Source organism: Anaerobacillus alkalilacustris (assembly GCF_001866005.1).
GTDB classification, from domain to species: Bacteria; Bacillota; Bacilli; order Bacillales; family Anaerobacillaceae; genus Anaerobacillus; species Anaerobacillus alkalilacustris.
Genome location: NZ_MLQR01000040.1, coordinates 20,390 through 44,105, shown reverse-complemented (window position 1 = coordinate 44,105; position 23,716 = coordinate 20,390). Strand labels below are relative to the sequence as shown.

The window sequence follows — 23,716 nt, the reverse complement described above, 5'->3', positions numbered from 1 at the left end:
GACGTGTGGAGCTGAGAGATACTAATCGGTCGAGGACTTATCCTAAAAATAAGAATTGAATTCACACTCAAGAATCTTAAATGTATGTTATCTAGTTTTGAAAGAATGATTTCTTTCAACTAAATATATTATCTAGTGGCGATAGCGAAGAGGTCACACTCGTTCCCATGCCGAACACGATCGTTAAGCTCTTTTGCGCCGATGGTAGTTAGGGGCTTCCCCTTGTGAGAGTAGGACGTTGCTAGGTAAAAAAAGAACACATTCCAATGGAGTGTGTTCTTTTTGTTTTCGGAAATTGAGTATTTGCGTTAAGTGGTGCTGCATCTGCGTCTGCTAGTATCGCTTTGAAGTAAGCTTCCTCGATGCAAAGCAGCACGTAGTAAATTCAAAGAAGTATATTCATGAGGTAAACGAAGTCAGTAGCTTTTCTGCGTCTAAGAGTGTCGCTTTGCAGTGTGTTTCCTCGAAGCAAAGCTGCATGTGCTGAGCACAGAAAGAAAAGGTAACGCAAAGGAGTGATGCGTGACCAAAATTGTCAAGCACAGAGGAGAAAGGTAACGCAAAGTGCAAAGCGCAGATCCATGATCAACATACTTACACAAAGAGAAAAAAACGGTAAAGATAGATACTGAAACTACCCAAGGCCTTCGTCCAATTTTCTATGAATTTTCATTACTTTGCTTAATTTCCTTTTCACTAAAAATTTCGTTAACCTCTTCTAATTGTTTATGCTGATCAACGGCATCGCCTGCATAGAAAGGAGTTGAGTGGAAAATATTTTTTGGATTTAGATCGCCCCGTATAGTAACTCCTTCTTTAGATAAATACTTTTCTCTTTCTTTGTTACTCATATATAAAACCTCCCATAAATTAGTAGGCTATAGTTATTCCCTATCCTTTAACTATTACTTAAACAATGGTAAAATTCTAAATAATATATTTTTTTAAAATGAAATTTTTGAACAGTTAATTGGAGGCATAAAAATGACATTTAAGTTTAATACGAAAACCGTTCATTTTCAAAAGAAAATGGAAGAAATGAATGTAAGTAAATCACAACCGATTTATCAAACATCTGCGTTCTCTTTTAAAGATTTAGATGATATGGAAGATTTTTTTAAAGGAAATAAGGAATATCTATATACAAGATATAGCAATCCGAATACGGATGACTTAGGTCAGGGAGTAGCGCAATTAGAAGGGGCACCTAAAGGTTTAGCTACTTCATCTGGTATGTCTGCGATTCTAGCAGGGATATTAGCGGTGGTTAGTCACGGTGATCATATTATTGCCTCTGAAGATATTTATGGTGGTACTTATCAGCTTTTTGCAAATGAATTAAAAGAGTTTGGTATTGAAGTTTCTTTTATTTCTATGCATAATTCTGTTGAGATTGAGAATGCTATTAAAGGAAACACAAAACTGTTATATTCTGAATCCATTACAAATCCACTTTTAAGAGTGGAAGATATTGCATCTATTGTTTCTATTGCAAAAAGGAATAATTTAAAGACAATGATAGATAATACATTTGCAACACCTTTTTTAATTAAACCATTTGAATTAGGTGCAGATTTAGTTGTTCATAGTGCCACTAAATATATTGGTGGTCATAGTGATGTGACTGCAGGGGTATTAGTAGGAAAAGAAGAAATAATTGCTAAAGCTAAATCAAAGGTTGTCAATTTAGGTTGTAACCTAAGTCCTTTTGAAGGATGGTTAGCTTGTAGAGGGTTGAAAACTTTAGCTGTTAGAATGGAACGCCAAGTAAAAAATGCACAAGCCCTTGCTGATTTATTACGAAATAACAGATTTATTGACAAAGTTTATTATCCGCAATCAGTTTCCCCTAATGGAAATGGAGCTATTGTTACAATTGATCTTGGTGAACATTGTGATTTACACCTATTTTTTAAATCTTTACAATGGATAAAAATAGTACCTACTTTAGCCGGAGTTGAATCTTCAGTTACTTATCCACTCGGGACGTCACACCGTTCAGTTCCTGATGCAATTAGACAAAAGTTGGGAATTACGAAAGGCTTAATCAGAGTTTCGTTGGGAATTGAAGATTCTGTCGATATTATTAACGCCTTTGCACAAGCTATAGAAAAATCTAGAGTATAATTTGCATTAAGGTTATTAATATGTTAATGTATACATGTTAGCGATAAACATCTGCAAACGCAGATGTATTATCGCAAGATGGAGCACATTGAGTTTAGCTTCGAAAGATAAGCACAGCAACTCGACGCACAACTACTGAGTATTACTAGTAGAGGAAGAGCGAGTCGATGCATCAAAAGCAAGTAATTAAACGACATATTTTATATTATCGCGGGGTGGAGCAGTCTGGTAGCTCGTCGGGCTCATAACCCGAAGGTCGTAGGTTCAAATCCTGCCCCCGCAACCAAAAATTATTTCATTTCCATTTAAGTAAACACAACTACGCAAGATCCTATGACTTGCGTTTTTATTAATTTTAAGCAAAGTAATGTCAAACTTCTACTATAACTCCAGTACTACTAGGTTTTTTTCAGAAAATAAGATACACTACTATATGAACAACCTTAGGAAGATACCTAAGGTTTTTTACACATTTCAATGGACAATTTTAAAAAATTATTTCAAATAGGTGTGAAACTACTTGTTACGTGATGAATTTGATTTTATTACTAAAATAAAGCCTAAAATAGCTCATCAATCCTCATTAAAAAAAGGAATCGGTGATGATGCAGCTGTTTTTGAAGGTAATAGCATGTTTGATGAGCTTATATGTATGGATACAATGGTAGAAGGTGTTCATTTTACTAAAGAAACGATGGCACCTTTTATGATTGGATATAAAGCTCTTGCGGTAAATATTAGTGATATTGCTGCGATGGGTGGAGTACCGACGTATTACCTTGTTTCAATTGCCATTCCTAATGATTGGGATGAAAAAGAACTCAAAGAAATTTATGAAGGAATGAAATCTTTAGGAGATAAGTATTCAGTCGATTTGATTGGTGGTGATACTGTTTCTTCTAAACAAGGACTCATCATCACAGTTACCGTATGTGGAAAAATAGAAAAAGAATCTAGTCTATACAGAAGTAACGCATCTCCAGGAGATTTCGTTTTCCTTATTGGAGAAGTAGGTGGTTCTGCAGCTGGTTTAGAGCTATTACTAAAACACGGGTTACATTATCCTTTTTCAAATCAAGAAAAAAAGTTAATAGAAGCACACCAGTATCCAACTCCACAAATTGAGGCAGGACAGTTGCTAGCTTCTAGTAAGCAAAGGATATCATTAAATGATATTAGTGATGGACTAGCCAGTGAAGCTAATGAAATTGCAGAAGCAAGTAATGTTACGTTAAATATTGACTATGATAAAATACCTCGAAATTCATTTATAGAGCCGTATTCTGAAGAAAAGCAAAAGCAGTGGATCCTTTTTGGTGGTGAGGATTATCAGCTTATAGGAACAATACCTAAGGCTTTTTATTCTGAAATTAATCAAACGTTTAATCAAAACGGTATAAAGTTCACTATTATAGGTGAGGTAAGTTCAGGGGATGCCGAAGTTTATTTAATAAATAATTATGCTAAACAAATCTTGCCTAAAAAAGGCTTTAATCATTTTAATAAAGGTGAATAATATGGATAACTTTACGATATATACATCGTCTCCAGAAGAAACAATGGAATTTGCAGAGAAGTTAGGTAGACTAATTCAAGCAGGTACAGTTATTACCCTTGAAGGGGATTTAGGTGCTGGGAAAACTCACTTTACAAAGGGGTTAGCGAAAGGACTAGAAGTAAAAAGAACAGTGAATAGCCCTACATTTACAATTATTAAAGAGTATAAAGGAAGATTGCCTCTCTATCATATGGATGTTTATAGAGTTAGTGATGGTGATGAGGATTTAGGGTTTGATGAATATTTCTATGGTGAGGGTGTTTCTGTTATTGAATGGTCTAGCTTAATCGAAGAACAGCTTCCATCAGAACGCCTCGATATTCAGATATTTCATCAAGGAGACCAAGAACGGAGAATAGTACTAAGCCCAATTGGTGAAAGGTATAATCTATTATGTAAGGAGCTACTGATTAAATGAAAGTATTAGCCATTGATACGTCTACTTTTGTGTTGGGTGTGGCATTAGTAGATGGAGATAAAGTGCTAGGAGAATTAACTACTAACCTAAAAAAGAACCATTCTCTTCGTTTGATGCCAGCTATTCATTCGATCATGAACGATGCAGGAGTTTCTCCTAAAGAATTAAATCGAATTGTGGTTGCTGAAGGACCTGGTTCGTATACAGGAGTTAGAATTGGTGTTACAACAGCTAAAACATTAGCTTGGACGTTAAAAATACCACTGATAGGTGTGTCTAGCCTAGAAGTTTTGGCCCAAAATGGTCGCCACTTCAACGGAGTTGTTTCACCAATTTTTGATGCAAGAAGAGGTCAAGTTTATACAGGGCTTTATGGAGTAAAAAACAAGGTGTATACGAAAATCATGGATGATCAAATCTGTCTTTTAGAGGATTGGGTAACATTATTAAATGAGAAGTATGAGAATGTTCTTTTTTTAGGTAATGATATTCCAATACATAAACATATAATGGAAGAAAAGTTAGGAAATAAGGTTCAATTTGGTTTATTAAGTGATCATAATTCAAGACCAAGTGAATTGGCGAGATTAGGATTATTGAGAGAACCAAATGTCCATATACATGATTTTACACCTAACTATATTCGATTAGCAGAAGCTGAGGCAAATTGGTTAAAGGAACAAAAAAATAATAGTTAACAAGGTAGTTGTCTTATGGGAGAAAATTATAAAATACGCTATATGTTTTCTGAAGATATAGATGATGTATTAAAAGTTGAGCAAAATTCTTTTGCGACTCCTTGGAGCCGTACGGCCTTCGTTAATGAGCTTGTTAATAATAAATTTGCTCATTATCTTGTCCTAGTGAGAAATGAAGAAGTCATTGGATATTGTGGAGTTTGGGTAATTGTTGATGAAGCGCATATCACAAACATTGCTATACATTCTGATTTTCGAGGCCTTAAGCTGGGAGAACAGTTACTTGTACACGCAATCGAACTTTCTCGTACACTAGGAGCAACAAAGGTAACGTTAGAAGTAAGAGTATCCAATCATGTTGCACAAAGACTTTATGCTAAACTTGGGTTTCAACCAGGGGGAATTAGAAAAAATTATTATACAGATAATCAAGAGGATGCTCTTGTCATGTGGGTGGTATTATAATGAGCGATAAAATAATCTTAGCTATTGAAACAAGCTGTGATGAAACAGCAGCAGCGGTTATAAAGAACGGTACTGAAATTTTATCAAATGTAGTTGCTTCTCAAATTGAAAGTCATAAACGCTTTGGTGGTGTTGTCCCTGAGATAGCATCCAGGCATCACGTGGAGCAAATTACAATCATAATTGAAGAAGCCATGAAAGAAGCGAATAAAACTTTTGAGGACTTATCGGCCATAGCTGTAACAGAAGGACCGGGGTTAGTAGGCGCTTTATTAATAGGTGTAAATGCGGCAAAAGCACTAGCATTTTCTCATGATTTACCGCTTATAGGGGTTCACCATATTGCTGGTCATATTTATGCCAATCAATTAATAACTAACTTTAAATTTCCACTTATGACATTGGTGGTTTCTGGTGGACACACAGAATTAGTCTATATGAAGGAACATGGTAATTTTGAAGTTATTGGAGAAACTAGAGATGATGCTGTTGGTGAAGCATATGATAAAGTAGCAAGAACACTAAGCTTACCTTATCCTGGTGGACCACACATTGATCGTCTTGCAGCGGAAGGTTCTCCAACAATAGATTTACCTAGAGCGTGGTTAGAGCCTGACTCATATGATTTTAGTTTCAGTGGATTAAAATCAGCAGTGATTAACACATTGCATAATGCAAAGCAGCGTGGGATTGAGATTTCAAACGAGGATTTAGCTGCTAGCTTTCAGGAAAGTGTAATTGAAGTGCTTGTGGAAAAGTCGAAAAGAGCAGCAATTGAATATCGTGTTGAGCAATTTTTGCTTGCTGGTGGAGTTGCAGCAAATAAAGGGTTAAGAAAGAAGTTAACTGAGGAATTTGATCAGTTAGCGATTGAGTTGATCATCCCCCCTTTATACTTATGCACAGATAATGCAGCAATGATTGGAGCGGCTGCTTTTAATTATTTAGAAAAAAAACAATTTGCGAATTATGAACTAAATGGTGACCCGGGTTTGGATTTAGAAAGAGAGTATTAATATAAAAGGACTGTCGATTGAAGTAACAAGTTCAGGTTTGAGAGGGAAAAAGTGAATTGACAAGATAAATAACGGAGAGTTTGGCATTCAAAACCCATAGAGATTAACATTGTAAATAGCATACAAAACGCACAGATATAACATCTGTGCGTTTTTATTCTGTGAATTGCTCTGCTAACGGACACAGGAGACCTTATTTTACCGATTTGATCAAATTGTTCGAGCTATCGGACATGAGGTACGTTATTTCATGAAAATCTGCTATATTTGGTGCTAAATTAAGTTTATAACGAACCTGATGTCCACTCCTTTTAAAAACCCCTTTGTTCACAAATAACGGCTCTCTTGTCCGATAGAGTTAATATAATCAACAAAAGATTAGGTAATACTAATATTCGCATTTTTTCTTCGATATTTACTCGTATTAACTTTTATATTCTTGAATAACTGAGATACAAATATATGGTATCAAGTGACTAACATTTGTTGTTCAAATAAAGGATGCTTTAGTGCAATAATCCATCTACTTCTTTCACATTAAAACTTTGTAAAATGTAGAAAGTAAATGAAGTTATTTTTACATAGAAGTCAATAGAGAACGTAGGTACTTATTAACAACTCTCTTGTGGATAATGTGGATAAGTAGTAAAAAACGTATAAAATTAGGCTAAAAACATGTTGATAAAATTTTTGGGGATAAAATCAGTATTTATGTTAATAAGTTTCTTGAAACCTTTTGTTAATCATGTTTATTATGTGGATAAAGTTGTTGATAATGTGGATAGATCATAAAATAGTACTGTAATTAATTGAGGGAGTAGAATGAATATAAAATTTAAAAGTTGTTTTGCGTATTTTATCTTATTTTTGTTGTTAATAAGTTGTGAAAAGGTTTATTCAGCAGAAGAAATAGAAAAAAACTTAGTATTAGTACTAGTTCCAGATTTGTCATTTCAAGAAGTAAAATGGCTAAAAGAAAAAGGAGAATTTCCACAGTTGTGGAAAACTGGTGGAATGGCTGCGATGAATGTTCGTCCTGATGGACCATACTCTTTTTTAAATAACGCTGTAAGTCTAAGTGCAGGAGTTCGAGGGTTAGGTATAGAAGGTTGGAATGCTTATTCAAAAGGAGAATTTGATAATGGGACATTAGTAGAGGAACGTTATCAACAATGGACTGGGAAACTTGTTGATGAGGGCATTATTTTTCACCCGTACTTACATAAGCTTGTGGATAAAAATAAAGAAACGACCTATCGAGCGGATATAGGGATTTTAGGACAAACATTAAAGGAAAATAGTGTCCATAGTTATGTTCTTGGAAACAGTGATTATAATGAAGAGAAAATTCGTTACGGTCCTCTTCTAACAATGGACCAAGAAGGTTTAACAAAAGGCTTGTTAGATGCAACTAGAAAAAGTCCAGGATCTGCAGCAGGTGTTGTAATGGATGTGGATAAAATATTAGCCTACTTATCCACATTTAATAATCAATCGTCCTTCTTTGTGATTGAATGGGGAGATTTATACCGGTTATATAAGCAAAAAGATGTTATGACAGATGAGTATTTTTCAAAACAGTATGAATTAACATTATTAAATTTAGAGTTGTTTATGTATCAGCTTTTAAGTGGTAACTATACTGATAATCTTATGATGGCATCACCAATGGTTCATAATGATGCCTATCATAATAAAGAACGGTTAGCTCCTTTTTTTTATTGGCAAGGTTCTTTAGGGGAGCATATCTTTCATATTTACTCTAGTACAACTAGGCAACCATTTATCATTAGTAATTTTGATCTTGTCCCGACGTTACTCAATTATTTTCATATAGATCATTCAAATAAATTTTTTGGTAAGCCACTACATATTAAAGAGGTAAATGAGTCATTATTGGAAAGCGGTCTCAAGAGTATTGATTTAATGTTTGTTATTTTTAAAACTAGAAATGTTGTTCTGTCTAGTTACATAACCATACTTGTCCTCTTATTAATTTTGGTTAGTGTTATTATTTTTTTGAAAGATCAAAAGGAAGGGTGGAAACAGACTGCAAAAGTCTTACTCGTAAGTGGTATTAGCTCACCGTTATGGTTATTACTAACACCATACGCTCTAAATTATATTCAAGCTAATATTTACTTATTGTTATTAACTTTATTGAGTTTCTTAACAGGCTATGTATTAGTTAGATATGTTTCCAACCCTATTTTTGCTATAAGTGTCTCTTTATTTGTAGCGATAACAGTTGACTTGTTTTTAGGACATTATTTTATGCAAAGATCATATTTAGGCTATGATCCAATCATTGGAGCTCGATATTATGGGATTGGAAATGAGTATGCAGGAATTTATTTAATTTCTAGTATCCTTTTATTAGATAATCCTCTGTTTAGAAAGTGGTTTTTGTTATTGTTCATTAGTTTAGGACAGATCTTTGTTTTAAGCTTCGCAAATCTAGGAGCTAATGCCGGGGCAACGATAGCCACCGGGGTTATGTTTGGGTTTTTTTATTATCGATTTTACGTTACTAATTTTCAGTGGAGGAAACTACTGCTTATTTTTAGTGTCTTAGTTCCAGTTGTTATAGCAATCCTATTTTTTGCCCAATTAAATGGAAAAGAGTCTCACATTGGATATGCTTTTTCAAAATTATTTCAAGGAGACGTGCTTTATATCACTGATACGATTAAAAGGAAACTAGAGATGAACTGGAAGATTTTCCGATTTAGTAATTGGACACAGTTATTTGTAACAACATATTTTTTGATTGCTTTGTATTTATGGAGAGGGAAAAAAATTGTAAGGAATGAAGCGAAAAAGTTGATAATACAAACAGGGGTGGTAGCGTCGCTTGCTTTATTAGTATTTAATGATTCAGGAGTTGTTGCAGCTGCTACATCAATGTTTATCATTGTTTGTACAAGTTATTATTGGGCTTTGGAAAATTAAGAATTTAATATTAAGAAGGTGTAGGGAGAGTCTCTTCCTACACCAATTGAATCAACTAATTTGTACTTAAGGGTCATTAGCCCCCCACCTCTAAGCGTAGCGTAGGTGGGAACTTCCATTCAGGTGGAGTTGAGACTCCATCTGAATTTCCGATGTTCTAGCGAAGCTAGAACGAGTTCTCTTAACCTTCTAACTCGCTCCATTCATCCATTAAAATATCAAGCTTATTTTTTAGGTCTTCGATTTCACTATTCAGTTGACTAACACGTGTGTGGTCTTGGTATACTTCAGGATCGCAAAGCTCTTCTTCTTTCGCGGCTATAGAAAGCTCTAATTTTTCGATTAACTGTTCAATTTCCTCAAGTCGGCGTATGCGTTGGCGTTCTTTACGTTTTGCTTCTTTATCTTGAAGAAAGTTTTGCTTTGTTAGTTGCTCTTCATTTAAAACGACCTTTTCCAACTCTTTTTCTTTGAGTTGCTGACGTTCTATGTTTTCTTGTTTTTTTGCAATATAGTAATCGTAGTCTCCTATATAGTCAATTAATCCATCCTTAGTCATTTCTACAACCCGTGTTGCCATACGATTAACAAAGTAACGGTCATGAGATACGAATAAAATAGTTCCAGGATAGTCTAGTAACGAGTCTTCTAGTATTTCCTTACTATCTAAATCAAGGTGGTTTGTCGGTTCATCCAAAATAAGAAAATTTGCTTTTTGCATCATAAGTTTTGCTAATGCTAACCGTGCTTTTTCACCACCACTTAAATCAGAAACAATTTTTAAGACGTCATCTCCACTAAATAGGAAGTTACCAAGTATTGTACGAATTTCTTTCTCAGGAGTTAAAGGGTAATCGTCCCATAGTTCGTGTAAGACTTGTTTATTTGAAGAAAGTTTTGCTTGTTCTTGATCATAATAACCAATATTCACATTACTACCGTATTTGATCGCTCCAGTTAAAGGCTCTAATTGTTTTGTTATTATTTTTAATAATGTTGATTTTCCGATTCCGTTCGGCCCAAGTAGAGCAATACTTTCGGTTTTGTTAATAGATAGGTTAAGATTTTCAAATAAAGGGTTTGAACTAGGATACCCACCAGAAAGTTGCTCAGTCCGTAGTACATCATTTCCAGTTTGCTTTTCGATATCAAAAGAAAAACGGGCAGATTTTTCGTCGCCTTGAGGCCGATCAAGAACATGCATTTTTTCTAACTGCTTTCGTCTACTTTGTGCTCTTTTGGTCGTAGAGGCTCTGGCAATATTTTTTTGAATGAATGTTTGTAGCTTATCGATCTCTTCTTGTTGTTTTTCAAATTGTCTCAATTCGATTTCATAACGTTTCGCTTTTTCGTCTAAATAATGGCTATAGTTACCGACAAATTTTGTTGCTCTTGTTCGTGAGATTTCGTAAACAATGTTTGCGACTTTATCTAGGAAATATCGATCGTGAGAAACAATTAATATGGCTCGATCATAATGAAGTAAATATTGCTCAAGCCAAGAAAGAGTTTCTAAATCTAAGTGGTTGGTAGGTTCGTCTAAGATAAGTAAATCTGGACGTGTTAATAATAGTTTACCTAAAGCCAATCTTGTTTTTTGACCGCCACTTAATGCAGAAATCTTTGTAGAATAATCTTTATCTGAAAAATGAAGTCCTGATAATATTCCACGAATATCAGCTTCATATTTGTAGCCGCCCTTTTCTTTAAAACTTTCAGAAAGAATATCATAGTCCTTTAATAATTTTTCATAGTTTTTTTCATTGTTAGTTTGAGACGGATCCCCCATCTTTGCTTCTAAGTCTCGTAATTCTTTTTCCATCTTCATAAGAGGCTCAAATACAGTAAGCATTTCATCCCAAATTGAACGACTAGATTCTAGGCCTGTATTTTGTGCTAAATATCCTACTGTTACCCCTTTTGGTATAATGACTTCTCCAGAGTTATAGGATAATTTCCCAGCAATTATTTTAAGTAGAGTAGACTTGCCAGCACCGTTTCGACCAACAATAGCTACTCGATCTCTTAATTGGACTTCTAATTTTATATTCGATAATATAGGTTCTGCACCAAACGTTTTTGTCAATTGTACACATTGTAAAAGTATCATTTTTCATCATCCTAACATGTAGTAGCTAGTATCACTTATATTAGTTTACCGTAATCAAATATGCTCAAGCAAGAAAACTTCTGACGCGGGTCAAATCTTAATTAAAAGAATTATGGTTGACCTACTTTAATATGAAGTGAATGATAAACGAAAGTAATTAAATTGTAATATTATCTTTCCTAGTTATAAGAGTAAGATTAGATACAAATTTCACAAAATAGTGTACAATGTAGTTGTAACGAATAGAAAGGGGACATTTGATATGTCATCGTTTACTCATTTTAATGAACAAGGCCGTGCCAAAATGGTTGATATTTCAGAAAAAAACGAAACGGTTAGAACTGCTATTGCTAAAACGAGCGTGACAGTATGTGAAGAAATTCACAAAAAAATCGTGGAGGGTTCAATCGGAAAAGGAGATGTACTTGGTGTAGCCCAAGTTGCGGGAGTAATGGCTGCCAAAAAAACAGCTGATTGGATTCCTATGTGTCATCCACTTGCGCTAACTGGGGTCGATGTAACCTTTAACTGGTCTGCAAAAGAAGACCAACATATACTAAATATTCTTGTAAAAGTTAAAACAAAAGGAAGTACGGGAGTGGAAATGGAAGCGCTAACTGCTGCTTCTGCAGTAGCTTTAACCGTCTATGACATGTGTAAAGCTATCGATAAAGGAATGGTTATTGGTCCAACTTACCTATTAGAAAAAACAGGTGGGAAAAGTGGAGACTTTAAAAGAGAGCTAGAAATAGAGTAGTCTGATTTCAATAGCAATAGTTTAACAAAATATTCAACTTACGTTATAGTAATAGTAGATGGAGTATATTGGTTATCCATCACTAACCATCAAAAGAGAAAAATAGGTTATTTATATTAAAAATAAGTACAGATAAAATAAATATATTTTATCTGTACCAAATATATTGGAAAAGGTCAGGAGTTAAGTTTACTAGTATGTCTTGTCTGAGACAATATACAAATAACGATTTTTCGTTAGAGGAAAGAACGTATGTGAATATATTTCCATAGGTTTTAATTATTACCTTTATTCAAAATTAAAGGTACAGGTTGGAGGCGTGATTATGAATATTGATCAAGGGAAAATACCTCAAGCTACTGCAAAACGATTACCTTTATACTATCGTTTTTTGGAGAACTTACAAGCATCTGGTAAGCACCGCGTATCATCTACAGAATTAAGTGAAGCAGTTAAGGTAGATTCAGCAACAATTAGAAGAGATTTTTCCTATTTCGGAGCGTTAGGAAAAAAAGGCTATGGATATAATGTTAATTATTTACTGTCGTTTTTCAGAAAAACATTAGACCAAGATGAGATAACGAAAGTAACATTAATAGGTGTTGGTAATTTAGGTACAGCGTTTTTACATTATAATTTCTCTAAAAATAATAGTACAAAAATTGACATGGCATTCGATGTCCAGGAAGATAAGGTAGGGACTGAGGTAGGGAATGTCCCAATTCATCATTTAGATGATTTAGAAAAAATTCTTGACCCAGATGTTACGGTCGCTATTTTAACGGTACCTTCCTCGGTAGCCCAAAAGGTAGCTGACCGTCTTGTTGATTGTGGCATTAAAGGAATTTTGAACTTTACACCAGCAAGATTATCAGTACCGAAAAACGTAAGAGTCCATCACATTGATTTATCAGTTGAACTTCAGTCGTTAATTTACTTCTTGAAACATTATCCAATGTAGCTACTTAGGTTATCACTACTTAAAAGGTGATAATCTTTTTTTTTAAAAGATAAGAAAGTGGGGATTTCTGTAATTTGGTACTGTCTAGCTTCAGAGCTTACTATTTCGATCACTTCAGACAAGCAACTAACTTCAATTCCTGCTTGAAAGCCTTCGTTGATTAGCTTCATGCAGCTTTGCTCTTGAGCAAACGGTGTGGCACAGGAGCAGCTGCTCGTGACTAAGGGCGCCATGCGCTTTTCTTATGAATATTTTCTTTTCGCCCCCCTAAACATTCTATTCTAGCCAATCACATGATATAGTAGGAAAAGAAAATGTTTCGGGAAACGAGGGATTAATTTATGAGCAGATTATTCCCGGAGAAGTGGCTAGTTGTAATAGCTGTTTTACTAGGGACCTTCACAATTATTTTAAATAATAGTATGTTAAATCCGGCAGTACCACATCTTATGAATATATTTGGTGCTGATGCTGTTTCGACTGGTTGGGTAATCACGATATTTATGGTCACAATGGGAATTACTATGCCTTTGACAGGTTATTTAGGTGACAAGTACGGAAAGAAACAACTTTATTTAATTGGATTATTTATTTTTCTTGCTGGTTCAATTTTAGGTTCTACTTCGTGGGATCTAAGTTCGCTTATTTTTTTCCGAGGTATGCAAGGGGTAGCAGGCGGTTTGATGATGCCGTTATCCATGGCACTTATATTTGAAGTGTTTCCCAAATATGAAAGAGGATTAGCTGTTGGGATTTGGGGAATAGCAGCAATGATGGCTCCGACAGTTGGTCCAACAATAGGTGGATTTATTATAGAGACGGGTCCATGGCAATGGCTATTTTTAGTGAATGTTCCAACAGGAATTATCGGTTTAATTATTGGTTCAATGTACTTGAAAAATACGAATAAGGTAGAAGGAATTTCCTTCGATAAATGGGGCTTTGTAACCGTCACTGCCGGTGTAGGTACGATTCTTTTTGCTCTAGGTAAAGTGTCAACGTTACAGCATTTATCAGATCCGTTTAACATCGGATTAATTGTTTTTGGGGTACTATCTTTACTTCTTTTTATTCGAATAGAAAATAGAACTAAGCAGCCGTTACTAGATTTATCTATCTTTAAGAATAGAGCCTTTACTTATAGTGTGTGGATATCTATATCAACTTCAATAGCTTTATTTGGTGGGATTTTTCTAATTCCTTTATTAATTCAGCACGTGTATGGTTTAAACGCAATCATTACAGGATTAATCTTTCTTCCTGCTGCTCTATTTTCAGGTATTTTCATGACAATAGGTGGACGGATTTTGGATCAAAAAGGTCCTTTACTTGTAGTGACTAGTGGTTTAGTAGTTACAGCGATATGTACCATGATGTTAGGTTTTACAACGAAGGACACATCACTTGTCGTTATTTTTTTATTAATGGCAATGAGAGGGATTGGTCAAGGTTTATCAACGATGCCAGCAACAACTGCAGGAATGAACGCCATTCCAGATCAATTTGTTTCAAGAGGTTCAGCGATGAACAATGTGTTTAGACAGATGAGTTCAGCATTAGTAATCGTTTTTATCTCTATTTTTTATGAAGTTAGAAGAGCGCATGTTTTTCCGATGGTAGGTACGTTAGAAGAAGCAAGCTTGCAGGCTATTAACGAAGGCTTTGTCATTCTAGGAGTTATTGCTATTGTTACCGTACCTTTGGGATGGTTACTTGGAAAAGAGGCTGAGAAGCAAGAAAAGAACACAACAATGTCAGCGTAATATAACGTTTTCAGATAGCATAATTTTCTAAGTGCTTTTATTATATCTATTTTAAAAAATTGTGTTATGATAGAAAAAAGAATATTTTTTTCACAGCTACGGGAGCCTAGAAGACTAGGCTGAGAAGATGACTGATCTGTCACAGACCGTTAACCTGATCTGGATCATGCCAGCGGAGGGAAGACTGTATTTGTAATGTTTATTTACATGTCTTTAGAGGCCGCATCTGTATGATGGGGTCTTTTTCATTCTGTTTGAAATCAAAAAGATCAGTACGCGACGTAGCTTTGGGTGGGTCTAAAAAGTAATTAAAACAATCACTAGAATGAAAACTTAGGAGGAGAAATTATGGCAAGAGATCTATTAACTATCGGCGGTGTTGAATTGAAAAGTCGTCTTTTAATTGGGACAGGAAAATTTAATGACGACTCTATTATCCCTGAGGTAATTAATTCTTCAGAATCTCAAGTAATTACAGTTGCAATGCGACGTGTCGATTTTACTACGAGTCAAGAAAATATTATGAAACATATTCCAAAAGATATGATTCTTTTACCTAATACATCTGGAGCAAGAACAGCTGAAGAAGCTGTGCGAATTGCAAGACTTGCTCGTGCAGCTGGAATGGGTAATTGGATAAAAATTGAGGTCATATCTGATCAAAAATACTTACTCCCAGATAATTATGAAACAATTAAAGCAACAGAAGTTTTAGCAAACGAAGGTTTTATTGTACTACCATATATGAGTCCGGATTTAATGGTAGCCAAAAAGCTAGAAGAAGTAGGGGCCGCAGCAGTAATGCCATTAGGGGCTCCAATTGGAACAAATAGAGGATTAAAGACGAAAGAGCTCATTCAAATACTAATAGATGAATGTAAAAAGCCAGTGATTGTTGATGCAGGTATTGGTAAGCCTTCCCAAGCATGTGAAGCTATGGAACTGGGTGCAGATGCTGTCTTAGTTAACACAGCAATCGCAACTGCTGGAGATCCTGTTGCAATGGGTGAGGCATTTAAATCAGCTGTTCATTCAGGGCGCCTAGCTTACTTGTCTGGTGTAGGTGGAGTGACTACACATGCAAGGGCATCGTCCCCGTTAACAGGATTTTTACAAATGTAGAAATATTAAAAAAGAATATTTTTTGGCATTCTAAAGTATGTTTCCATTCTATTTGAAATAAGAAAGGAGCTTTATTGTGAGTTTTTATTATGAGTACGAAAAGTTAAAGGACTTACCTTTTAATCAATATTTTCACCGTATGACAGAAATGGATGTAAAGAGGGCTTTGCAAAAGAGAAGATTAAATTTTGAAGATTTGTTAGCACTATTGTCACCAGCTGCAGAGAATTGCCTAGAGGAGATGGCGCAGAAATCACACGAATTAACCGTTCAGCATTTTGGAAAAACAATTTTACTCTTTAATCCAATTTATATTGCTGATCACTGTGTTAATCTTTGTACGTATTGTAGCTTTAGTGTTACAAATAAATTTGAGCGGAAGAAACTTTCGATGGGAGAAATTGAAGTGGAAGCACAAGCGTTAGCAAAATTAGGCTTGAAGCACATTCTGATTTTAACAGGTGAGTCTAAAACACATACACCAGTAACGTATATTGCCGAAGCTGTAAAGGTGTTGAAGAAGTACTTTTCTTCTGTTGCAATCGAGATTAATCCACTTGATACAGAGGAATATAAACTATTAGTAGATGCCGGTATTGATGGTTTAACAGTATATCAAGAAGTTTATAATGAAGAGGTTTATAAATCTCTTCATATAAAAGGTCCAAAACGTGATTATCGTTATCGTATGGATACACCGGAACGAGGTTGCGATGCAGGGATTCGCCAGATTAATATTGGTGCTTTACTTGGGTTAGATGATTGGCGTAAAGAAGCATTTTTTGCAGCGATGCATGCGAATTATTTACAGACTAAATATCTTGATGCAGAGATTAGCCTCTCATTACCTAGAATGCGTCCGCATATCGGTGAGTTCCAACCCCCTTCAATTGTTGAAGATCGTCACCTAGTTCAGGCAATAACCGCGTTTCGGTTGTTTTTACCGAGATCAGGGATTACTCTTTCAACTAGAGAACCACAACAATTACGTGATAATCTTATTTATTTAGGTGTAACAAAGATGTCTGCTGGAGCAAGTACGGAAGTTGGTGGTTATTCAAATTGTAATTCAGGTACTGCACAATTTGAAATATCCGATGAGCGATCTTTAGAAGAAATTAAAACTATGATTAAATCTAAAGGTTATCAACCTGTTTTAAAAGATTGGGAATTAATTGTTTAAAAACATGATTGTAAGAACATTTACGTAAAAAAAATTGTACGTGATAGAAGTTTTGCCTAAAGATTAAAAAAACGGGCCTCGGCCCGTTTTTTTAATCTTTATTTTTCCTTTTTAATATCTTTTTGAATGCGAAGTATCTGTAAGAAATTGTAAAGTCGTAGGCTGCAAGAGCCATGAGGGCAATTGTGAAGAAGTCCCATTGACCAGTTCTTGTATTTTGTTGAATAGCAAAATATACAAATAGACAGCCCATGAAAAAATATATTATTCCCCAAACATATGGTGATCTCATTTAATAAAGTCCTCCAATAAAGCCTTGCATTTCCTCAAGTTTTCTTTGAAGTTCGACTAGTCTATCCCCGAAAACAACTTGAACAAGCATAACAAAGCTATTTAATGCAACGTGCGCCATGATCGGCACGATAATTCTTTTCGTTTTAACATAAAGGAAGGCAAATACAATCCCCATCGATGTATAAACTAGTAAATGCTCAAAATCAAGGTGGACGGCTGCGAATATGACGGAGCTAATAATGGCAGCTATCCAGAAATTATATCGCTTATATAGCGTCCCAAAAATAATCATTCTGAAAATAATTTCTTCTAAAATAGGACCGATAACAGCTACTACGATAATTAAAGCTGGTGTAGCTTTTGCTAACTCAACAATCATTTCGGTATTTTCAGATCCTGGTTCGATCCCGAATACGCCAATTTCTATAAGAACTGCAATATATTGGGCTATGAAGGCCATGAAAATACCAGCAATTGACCATACAATTGCTTCACTTTTTGAGCTTCTATTTCGTGTTAAGTGTCGCTCTGTCATATCTTGTCTTAACAAAAGCAAAATTAATACAAAACCAAGAGAAAAACTAAATAAAGTCCAAATACCTGGAATTTGTCTCTCATCCATCCCCATGAGCATTAAAATAGGAACACCGATAAAAGCAGATAACTGCATTAGAATATAGGTTAATATCACTAACCAGTAACGTTTTGTCAAACCAAAAACTCCTTTTTACATAATGTGAAATGTAGAAATGAAAAAAATTTTATTGGGAAATTTTCTATCATACACCTTGATAACAACACTATAAGGCTTCGAATACAAACTAACCTTCTATAAAATGTTCGTTTATTCAATATCTACATTCATATTGTAACATAGAATTTTAAAATCTATTATGTAGTAACTTTAACAAGGTTTCCGAAAAGAATTCTCTCACTTCAATCGTGTGAGGGGTGAAGTCCAACGATAAGTGGGAGATGAATTATCGGTTGGCGTTAGCAAAAGCTCATGCCACAATCAGTCTATACATATAGAAAGGTTGGTAGAACAATGAAAATAGATAATAATAAGCACTCAGTCTTTCTTTTGCATTATAGAACAACCAAAAAGGAACAGTCTACATTGAGAATGGCTATGTCAAGCTACCAAAACTAAAAACACTGGTACGAATCAAGCAACCATAGATTATTTCAAGGTTTGATTAAGTCTGTAACCAATTCCCCAACCCCAACTAATAAATATTTTGCTTCCGTTCTTACTTAAGGGAAATGAACAACTATCTCCAAAAATCGACACAAGAGTGGGTATTGATGTTGGCTTGAAAGACTTCGCCATATTGTCTAATGGCACAAAATATGAAAACCCTAAATGGTTGCGAAAAGCTGAAAAAAAATTAGCTTTTTTGCAACGCTCTTTGTCACGCAAAAAGAAAGGCTCTAAGAATCGAAACAAGATTCGACTACAAGTAGCAAAACTTCACGAAAAGATTGCTAATCAATGTATCGATTTTCTTCACAAGATTAGTAACGAAATCACAAACGAAAACCAAGTTATTGTGATTGAGAACTTGAAAGTGAAGAATATGCAAAAGAATCATAAGTTAGCGAAGTGTCTTGGTCTAAATTCAGAGAATATCTTGACTATAAAGCAACGTGGAAAGGCCGTGACTTGATAATCGCAACTAAGGATTACGCTAGTAGTCAATTATGTTCTTGCTGTGGCTACAAAAACAAAGATGTTGTAAAAAACCTAAATCTTCGTGAATGGACTTGTCCAGAATGTGAAACCCATCATGACAGAGATATAAACGCAAGTATCAACTTGCTGAAACTAGCCATGTAATTTGGTATTTTCTTTAGGGGGAGGGACTAAACTTAAAGCTTGGTAAATATAGATAGCTAGTAAAAGTATCTAGTTCCTAAGAAGCTCCCACCTCAATCAGACAGTAAGGTCGGATAAGTGGTGAGTAGTTTACAGAAATATTATCACTACGGTATAAATATACTCTAAAACGTCAAAAGTAATGAAGGATAATTTTTCAAACCTATCAACAAGTATAGTTTAGTAATAGTTTTAAGTGAGAAGTAATTCATTAACCTTAAGGAGAAATGAATGTAATGCTCTAAACCGTATACGAGTGCACGCATATACTGGTTTTGTCGACAAATTTCGGTATTGAAAAAAACCAAGTTTTTCTAAAAAAAATCTGAAAAATACTTGCAAAATAGAATTGAAATGATTATTATAATAATTGTGTTAGCACTCAAGAGTAACGAGTGCTAATAATGAATTCAAAAATCAAAATAATAAAGTTGAATGAAGGAGGTTGTTTTCCTTGTTAAAGCCATTAGGTGATCGTATTGTGATCGAACAAGTTGAAACTGAAGAAAAAACTGCTAGTGGGATCGTACTTCCAGATACAGCAAAAGAAAAGCCACAAGAAGGGCGTGTAGTTGCTGTTGGTTCTGGACGCATTTTAGAGAGTGGTGAGCGCGTAGCTTTAGAAGTAAAAGAAGGCGACAAAGTAATTTTCTCTAAATATGCTGGTACTGAAGTGAAACTTGATGGTAAAGAATACTTAATCCTTCGTGAAAACGACGTATTAGCCATCGTGAACTAATCACTTGTACTTATGGTACAAATTGAGTACAAGTTATAAAAATCAAGAAAAATTTCGTAGGGGTAGACCTACTACATAGAAAACTAGGAGGGTGACAAAACAATGGCAAAAGAAATTAAATTTAGCGAAGATGCACGTCGCGCAATGCTTCGTGGTGTTGATGCTTTAGCTGATGCTGTAAAAGTAACATTAGGACCAAAAGGACGTAATGTTGTATTAGAAAAGAAATTCGGTTCACCTCTTATTACTAATGACGGTGTAACAATTGCTAAAGAAATTGAACTTGAAGATGCTTTTGAAAACATGGGTGCTAAGTTAGTTGCTGAAGTTGCTAGCAAAACAAACGATATTGCTGGTGACGGTACAACTACTGCAACTGTTTTAGCTCAAGCTATGATCCGTGAAGGATTGAAGAACGTAACAAGTGGTGCAAATCCAATGGTACTTCGTAAAGGTATTGAAAAAGCTACTGTTAAAGCTGTTCAAGAGCTTCAAGCAATTTCAAAGCCAATCGAAAGTAAAGCTTCAATCGCACAAGTTGCTGCAATCTCTTCTGCTGATGAAGAAGTAGGACAATTAATTGCAGAAGCTATGGAGCGTGTTGGTAACGATGGTGTTATCACAATTGAGGAATCTAAAGGATTTACAACTGAGTTAGAAGTAGTTGAAGGTATGCAATTCGATCGTGGATATGCATCTCCATATATGGTTACTGACTCAGATAAAATGGAAGCAGTTCTAGAAAATCCATACATTCTTATCACTGATAAGAAAATTGCAAGCATTCAAGAAATCTTACCAGTTCTTGAGCAAGTTGTTCAACAAGGTAAGCCAATCCTTTTAATTGCTGAAGATGTTGAAGGTGAAGCGTTAGCTACTTTAGTTGTTAACAAACTTCGTGGTACTTTCAATGCTGTAGCTGTTAAAGCTCCAGGATTCGGTGACCGTCGTAAAGCAATGCTTGAAGATATCGCTATCCTAACTGGTGGAGAAGTAATTACAGAAGAATTAGGATTAGATCTTAAGTCTGCTAACATTACTCAATTAGGTCGCGCTTCTAAAGTTGTTGTAACAAAAGAAAACACAACAATCGTTGAAGGTTCTGGTGATTCTGCTAAAATTGCAGCTCGTGTAAGCCAAATTAAAGCTCAAGTAGAAGAAACTACTTCTGAATTTGATAAAGAAAAACTTCAAGAGCGCCTAGCGAAATTAGCTGGTGGTGTAGCAGTTGTTAAAGTTGGTGCTGCTACTGAAACTGAGTTGAAAGAGAAAAAACTTCGCATTGAAGATGCTCTAAACTCTACTCGTGCAGCAGTAGAAGAAGGTATCGTTTCTGGTGGTGGTACAGCACTAGTAAACGTAATCAATGCTGTGAAAGGCATTCAAGCTGAAGGCGATGAGTTAACAGGTGTGAACCTTGTATTACGTGCTCTAGAAGAGCCAGTTCGTCAAATCGCTCACAATGCTGGACTTGAAGGTTCAGTAATCGTTGAACGCTTAAAGAATGAAAAAGCAGGAATTGGTTTTAACGCAGCAACTGGTCAGTGGGTAAATATGATCGAAGCTGGTATCGTTGACCCAACAAAAGTAACTCGTTCAGCTCTACAACACGCAGCAAGCGTATCTGCAATGTTCTTAACAACAGAAGCAGTAATCGCTGATAAGCCTGAAGAAGGCGGCGGAATGCCTGATATGGGCGGAATGGGCGGAATGGGTGGAATGGGCGGCATGATGTAATCTGCCCCTGAAACCCTTGAAAGTTAAGGTTTCTATGTAATGTGAAAGCAAAATGCTCACATTTTGCTCACAGACTTAATATTTCTATTTAAGGCTTCTCATTAATTCTCCAAATTTATGAGAAGCCTCTTTATTCATATCTTTCGTCAAATGGTGATAAATATTTCGAGTTGTATCATCGTTCGAATGTCCCAACCTTTTCATAATTTTTTCTAAATCGACACCTGCTTCTGCTAGTAAAGAGGTGTGAGTATGCCTTAAAGAGTGTGGTGTCAGCTTTTCGTTTAACTTTGCTAACTTCAATAAGCGTCTCATCCTATTTCCTACATGTTTAATATATAAAGGGTAACCGTAATAACGATCTATTTTTGTAAAAACAAATCCTAAATCGTTATATAATTCGCCTAATCTTTCAATGTTTTTTTCTTGACTTCTTTTATGATTGCTTAGGGCTTGAATAACATTGTCTTCTACGGCAATTTCTCTTCTTGATTTTTTTGTCTTAGGAGTTAAAAGTCGATAATTTTCAATTTGGTTCAACGGGTTATAGATAGTTTTAGTAATCTTAATAGTTCTATCTTTAAAATTAATATCTGACCACTTTAATGCGAGCATTTCCCCCACACGGATCCCTGTATAGGATAATAACAAGAACATTTCATAATCCATATAGAGTCCTTGATTATTAGCAGTCTTTAAAAATAGAGATAATTCCTCTTTCTCCATAAATTTGGGAACTTGTTCATTCTCTAGTTCTTCAATTGTTTTTTGGTCTTTTTTCAGATAAGCATATTGTGTAGGGTCATTTCTAATCTTTCCTAATTCTACTGCTTTTTTAAAGATCATTCTGCCGGTTCTATGGATCCCATCTACGGTAATATCTGCATATCCTTTAACTTCTTTTAAATCATTTAAAGCATTTTGATATAATTCTGGTGTAATACTTCTCAATTTCAAATTAGCGAAATAGGGTATTAACTTATCAATTTCATGATTTCTCACTCTAATGGTACCGGGCTTAACCTCTCTAGTATTACTGTAAATTTCAAGCCATTGCGGTACAAAGTCTTTAAAGATCACATTTGATTCTTGAAAAAAAGTACCTTGATTTAGTTCCGTCATGATCTGTGCAGCAGCAGCCTCGGCATCTTTAAAATTATTAAAACCACCTCTAGAGATTTGTTTCCTCCTTCCTGTAATTGGATCGATTCCAATATCAAGTCTAAAGGTGACCTTTGCACCACATTTACATTTTTTTTCATTAAGACATTTGCATCCTCTTCTTGTGAACGAACCTTTCATTTAAAAATTCCCTTCTTTATAGTATCGTTGTGTGTCGTTAAGTTTGAAATTTCAATCCTGATTTTATTAAGCTACTGGGCATATGCTAAAGCTCCCGCTAAAATGAATGCTTTTTAATTGCTTAAATTGGAATTAAGGAAGCGACATTTAGATGAGTCAGTTTAGAAATATACCTAAAAATATTTTTGATATATTTTTAATATATGCTTTCACACCTCGCTTTCATAAATATTTTACCACTAAACTGAATATTGAGAATTTAGAGTTCCTCTGTTTTATTTAATTTAGGGCTAGTTAGCTTGAGAGGGTGTAGACTTCATTTGTTTGCGATCTGAGATCCAAGTTTTGAAATCGTCTTTATCTACCCTTTTCGATGCACCAATCTCATAGTTTGGAATGCCTCCATGTTTGACATGGATTTGAAATAATTCATAAACCCTACGTCTTGAAATACCTAAAAATTGAGAGATATGATTCGCTGTAAGAGTATCGGGTAAAGAGTTCCAAGTAGTGAATTTATTATTGTTTTCCATAGTAGTGTGTCCTCCTAAAGTTTGTTATGTTTGTTTTGCAGAAATCATTATAGCGTCGATTATTGATATTCGAAGTAGTTTATGAAAACTAGTTAATATTTT

Annotated in this window: 23 protein-coding genes, 1 tRNA gene, 1 rRNA gene and 1 riboswitch; of the genes, 18 read left to right on the top strand and 7 right to left on the bottom strand. The window is 35.0% G+C overall.

Translation table 11 applies throughout. From position 1 onward, the window contains the following. The first annotated feature begins 131 nt into the window (after window positions 1–131). Window positions 132–247: ribosomal RNA gene (gene rrf / locus BKP37_RS15915) — 5S ribosomal RNA — on the top strand. 412 nt (window positions 248–659) lie between these two features. Here rrf and BKP37_RS15910 read toward each other — a convergent pair. After that, entirely contained in the window at window positions 660–851 is a 192-nt protein-coding gene (locus tag BKP37_RS15910; RefSeq protein ID WP_071310614.1) for a hypothetical protein, read from the bottom strand. A 133-nt stretch (window positions 852–984) separates the two neighbouring features. Between BKP37_RS15910 and BKP37_RS15905 the strand changes: the two genes are divergently transcribed. From BKP37_RS15905 to BKP37_RS15870, 8 genes are all read left to right on the top strand, one after another. Further along, window positions 985–2,127, top strand: coding sequence for a trans-sulfuration enzyme family protein (locus BKP37_RS15905; RefSeq protein ID WP_071310613.1), 1,143 nt, complete (start codon window positions 985–987; stop codon window positions 2,125–2,127). A 209-nt stretch (window positions 2,128–2,336) separates the two neighbouring features. Next, window positions 2,337–2,413: transfer RNA gene (locus BKP37_RS15900), tRNA-Met, on the top strand. Between the two features lie 234 nt (window positions 2,414–2,647). Next, window positions 2,648–3,643 (top strand): thiamine-phosphate kinase, encoded by a 996-nt coding sequence (gene thiL, locus BKP37_RS15895; RefSeq protein WP_071310612.1) that lies wholly within the window; start codon window positions 2,648–2,650, stop codon window positions 3,641–3,643. Window position 3,644: 1 nt separating this feature from the next. Further along, window positions 3,645–4,103, top strand: coding sequence for a tRNA (adenosine(37)-N6)-threonylcarbamoyltransferase complex ATPase subunit type 1 TsaE (gene tsaE / locus BKP37_RS15890; protein ID WP_071310611.1), 459 nt, complete (start codon window positions 3,645–3,647; stop codon window positions 4,101–4,103). Beyond that, window positions 4,100–4,801 (top strand): tRNA (adenosine(37)-N6)-threonylcarbamoyltransferase complex dimerization subunit type 1 TsaB, encoded by a 702-nt coding sequence (gene tsaB / locus BKP37_RS15885; RefSeq protein WP_071310610.1) that lies wholly within the window; start codon window positions 4,100–4,102, stop codon window positions 4,799–4,801. Before tsaE ends, tsaB begins: the two co-directional genes overlap by 4 nt. Window positions 4,802–4,816: 15 nt before the next feature. Further along, window positions 4,817–5,266 carry a ribosomal protein S18-alanine N-acetyltransferase gene (gene rimI, locus BKP37_RS15880; RefSeq protein WP_071310609.1) on the top strand — a complete coding sequence of 150 codons (450 nt, stop codon included), beginning with the start codon at window positions 4,817–4,819 and terminating at the stop codon, window positions 5,264–5,266. Next, window positions 5,266–6,282 carry a tRNA (adenosine(37)-N6)-threonylcarbamoyltransferase complex transferase subunit TsaD gene (gene tsaD / locus BKP37_RS15875; protein WP_071310608.1) on the top strand — a complete coding sequence of 339 codons (1,017 nt, stop codon included), beginning with the start codon at window positions 5,266–5,268 and terminating at the stop codon, window positions 6,280–6,282. The genes rimI and tsaD overlap by 1 nt, the downstream gene beginning before the upstream one ends. Window positions 6,283–7,104: 822 nt before the next feature. Then, entirely contained in the window at window positions 7,105–9,234 is a 2,130-nt protein-coding gene (locus BKP37_RS15870) for a hypothetical protein (RefSeq protein ID WP_071310607.1), read from the top strand. Between the two features lie 181 nt (window positions 9,235–9,415). On the opposite strand, the gene BKP37_RS15865 is transcribed toward BKP37_RS15870, so the two are convergent. Next, entirely contained in the window at window positions 9,416–11,344 is a 1,929-nt protein-coding gene (locus tag BKP37_RS15865; protein WP_071310606.1) for an ABC-F family ATP-binding cassette domain-containing protein, read from the bottom strand. 262 nt (window positions 11,345–11,606) lie between these two features. Here BKP37_RS15865 and moaC point away from each other — a divergent pair, with 262 nt between their 5' ends. Both moaC and BKP37_RS15855 read left to right on the top strand, forming a co-directional pair. Next, entirely contained in the window at window positions 11,607–12,101 is a 495-nt protein-coding gene (gene moaC, locus BKP37_RS15860; protein ID WP_071310605.1) for a cyclic pyranopterin monophosphate synthase MoaC, read from the top strand. Window positions 12,102–12,432: 331 nt separating this feature from the next. After that, window positions 12,433–13,062, top strand: coding sequence for a redox-sensing transcriptional repressor Rex (locus BKP37_RS15855; RefSeq protein WP_071310615.1), 630 nt, complete (start codon window positions 12,433–12,435; stop codon window positions 13,060–13,062). Here the strand turns inward: BKP37_RS15855 and BKP37_RS15850 are convergent. Then, on the bottom strand, window positions 13,050–13,232 hold the full coding sequence (locus BKP37_RS15850; protein ID WP_071310604.1) for a hypothetical protein: 183 nt from the start codon (window positions 13,230–13,232) through the stop codon (window positions 13,050–13,052). The genes BKP37_RS15855 and BKP37_RS15850 overlap by 13 nt on opposite strands. A 171-nt stretch (window positions 13,233–13,403) precedes the next feature. Between BKP37_RS15850 and BKP37_RS15845 the strand changes: the two genes are divergently transcribed. The 3 genes from BKP37_RS15845 (at window position 13,404) to thiH (ending at window position 17,130) form a co-directional block, all read left to right on the top strand. Next, window positions 13,404–14,825, top strand: a complete 1,422-nt coding sequence (locus BKP37_RS15845) for an MDR family MFS transporter (protein ID WP_071310603.1) — start codon at window positions 13,404–13,406, stop codon at window positions 14,823–14,825. 88 nt (window positions 14,826–14,913) lie between these two features. Then, window positions 14,914–15,024, top strand: a riboswitch (TPP riboswitch). 149 nt (window positions 15,025–15,173) lie between these two features. After that, on the top strand, window positions 15,174–15,947 hold the full coding sequence (locus BKP37_RS15840; protein ID WP_071310602.1) for a thiazole synthase: 774 nt from the start codon (window positions 15,174–15,176) through the stop codon (window positions 15,945–15,947). A 76-nt stretch (window positions 15,948–16,023) separates the two neighbouring features. Next, window positions 16,024–17,130 (top strand): 2-iminoacetate synthase ThiH, encoded by a 1,107-nt coding sequence (gene thiH / locus BKP37_RS15835; RefSeq protein ID WP_071310601.1) that lies wholly within the window; start codon window positions 16,024–16,026, stop codon window positions 17,128–17,130. A gap of 91 nt (window positions 17,131–17,221) precedes the next feature. Here the strand turns inward: thiH and BKP37_RS15830 are convergent, their stop codons facing one another. Together BKP37_RS15830 and BKP37_RS15825 are read right to left on the bottom strand one after the other, a co-directional pair. Further along, on the bottom strand, window positions 17,222–17,422 hold the full coding sequence (locus BKP37_RS15830) for a YdiK family protein (protein ID WP_071310600.1): 201 nt from the start codon (window positions 17,420–17,422) through the stop codon (window positions 17,222–17,224). Continuing rightward, window positions 17,423–18,136, bottom strand: coding sequence for a CPBP family intramembrane glutamic endopeptidase (locus BKP37_RS15825; RefSeq protein ID WP_071310599.1), 714 nt, complete (start codon window positions 18,134–18,136; stop codon window positions 17,423–17,425). 586 nt (window positions 18,137–18,722) lie between these two features. Between BKP37_RS15825 and BKP37_RS21070 the strand changes: the two genes are divergently transcribed. The 4 genes from BKP37_RS21070 to groL all read left to right on the top strand — a co-directional run bounded on the left by BKP37_RS21070 (window position 18,723) and on the right by groL (window position 21,779). Further along, complete coding sequence (locus BKP37_RS21070) at window positions 18,723–19,094, top strand: RNA-guided endonuclease TnpB family protein (protein ID WP_425424998.1); 372 nt, start codon at window positions 18,723–18,725, stop codon at window positions 19,092–19,094. After that, window positions 19,031–19,264 carry a zinc ribbon domain-containing protein gene (locus BKP37_RS21065; protein WP_425424997.1) on the top strand — a complete coding sequence of 78 codons (234 nt, stop codon included), beginning with the start codon at window positions 19,031–19,033 and terminating at the stop codon, window positions 19,262–19,264. Before BKP37_RS21070 ends, BKP37_RS21065 begins: the two co-directional genes overlap by 64 nt. Before the next feature lie 493 nt (window positions 19,265–19,757). Beyond that, window positions 19,758–20,042, top strand: a complete 285-nt coding sequence (groES, locus tag BKP37_RS15815; RefSeq protein ID WP_071310598.1) for a co-chaperone GroES — start codon at window positions 19,758–19,760, stop codon at window positions 20,040–20,042. 102 nt (window positions 20,043–20,144) lie between these two features. Beyond that, window positions 20,145–21,779 (top strand): chaperonin GroEL, encoded by a 1,635-nt coding sequence (gene groL, locus BKP37_RS15810; protein WP_071310597.1) that lies wholly within the window; start codon window positions 20,145–20,147, stop codon window positions 21,777–21,779. 84 nt (window positions 21,780–21,863) lie between these two features. Here the strand turns inward: groL and BKP37_RS15805 are convergent, their stop codons facing one another. Together BKP37_RS15805 and BKP37_RS15800 are read right to left on the bottom strand one after the other, a co-directional pair. Next, window positions 21,864–23,081, bottom strand: coding sequence for a site-specific integrase (locus tag BKP37_RS15805; protein WP_071310596.1), 1,218 nt, complete (start codon window positions 23,079–23,081; stop codon window positions 21,864–21,866). A 290-nt stretch (window positions 23,082–23,371) separates the two neighbouring features. Continuing rightward, on the bottom strand, window positions 23,372–23,614 hold the full coding sequence (locus BKP37_RS15800; RefSeq protein ID WP_071310595.1) for a helix-turn-helix domain-containing protein: 243 nt from the start codon (window positions 23,612–23,614) through the stop codon (window positions 23,372–23,374). Window positions 23,615–23,716 lie beyond the last annotated feature (102 nt).

Coding starts and splice junctions, on each gene's coding strand:
- BKP37_RS15910 (WP_071310614.1), bottom strand. CDS start 851: ATGAGTAACAAAGAAAGAGAAAAGTATTTATCTAAAGAAGGAGTTACT.
- BKP37_RS15905 (WP_071310613.1), top strand. CDS start 985: ATGACATTTAAGTTTAATACGAAAACCGTTCATTTTCAAAAGAAAATG.
- tsaE (WP_071310611.1), top strand. CDS start 3,645: ATGGATAACTTTACGATATATACATCGTCTCCAGAAGAAACAATGGAA.
- tsaB (WP_071310610.1), top strand. CDS start 4,100: ATGAAAGTATTAGCCATTGATACGTCTACTTTTGTGTTGGGTGTGGCA.
- rimI (WP_071310609.1), top strand. CDS start 4,817: ATGGGAGAAAATTATAAAATACGCTATATGTTTTCTGAAGATATAGAT.
- tsaD (WP_071310608.1), top strand. CDS start 5,266: ATGAGCGATAAAATAATCTTAGCTATTGAAACAAGCTGTGATGAAACA.
- BKP37_RS15870 (WP_071310607.1), top strand. CDS start 7,105: ATGAATATAAAATTTAAAAGTTGTTTTGCGTATTTTATCTTATTTTTG.
- BKP37_RS15865 (WP_071310606.1), bottom strand. CDS start 11,344: ATGATACTTTTACAATGTGTACAATTGACAAAAACGTTTGGTGCAGAA.
- moaC (WP_071310605.1), top strand. CDS start 11,607: ATGTCATCGTTTACTCATTTTAATGAACAAGGCCGTGCCAAAATGGTT.
- BKP37_RS15850 (WP_071310604.1), bottom strand. CDS start 13,232: ATGAAGCTAATCAACGAAGGCTTTCAAGCAGGAATTGAAGTTAGTTGC.
- BKP37_RS15845 (WP_071310603.1), top strand. CDS start 13,404: ATGAGCAGATTATTCCCGGAGAAGTGGCTAGTTGTAATAGCTGTTTTA.
- BKP37_RS15840 (WP_071310602.1), top strand. CDS start 15,174: ATGGCAAGAGATCTATTAACTATCGGCGGTGTTGAATTGAAAAGTCGT.
- BKP37_RS15830 (WP_071310600.1), bottom strand. CDS start 17,422: ATGAGATCACCATATGTTTGGGGAATAATATATTTTTTCATGGGCTGT.
- groL (WP_071310597.1), top strand. CDS start 20,145: ATGGCAAAAGAAATTAAATTTAGCGAAGATGCACGTCGCGCAATGCTT.
- BKP37_RS15805 (WP_071310596.1), bottom strand. CDS start 23,081: ATGAAAGGTTCGTTCACAAGAAGAGGATGCAAATGTCTTAATGAAAAA.
- BKP37_RS15800 (WP_071310595.1), bottom strand. CDS start 23,614: ATGGAAAACAATAATAAATTCACTACTTGGAACTCTTTACCCGATACT.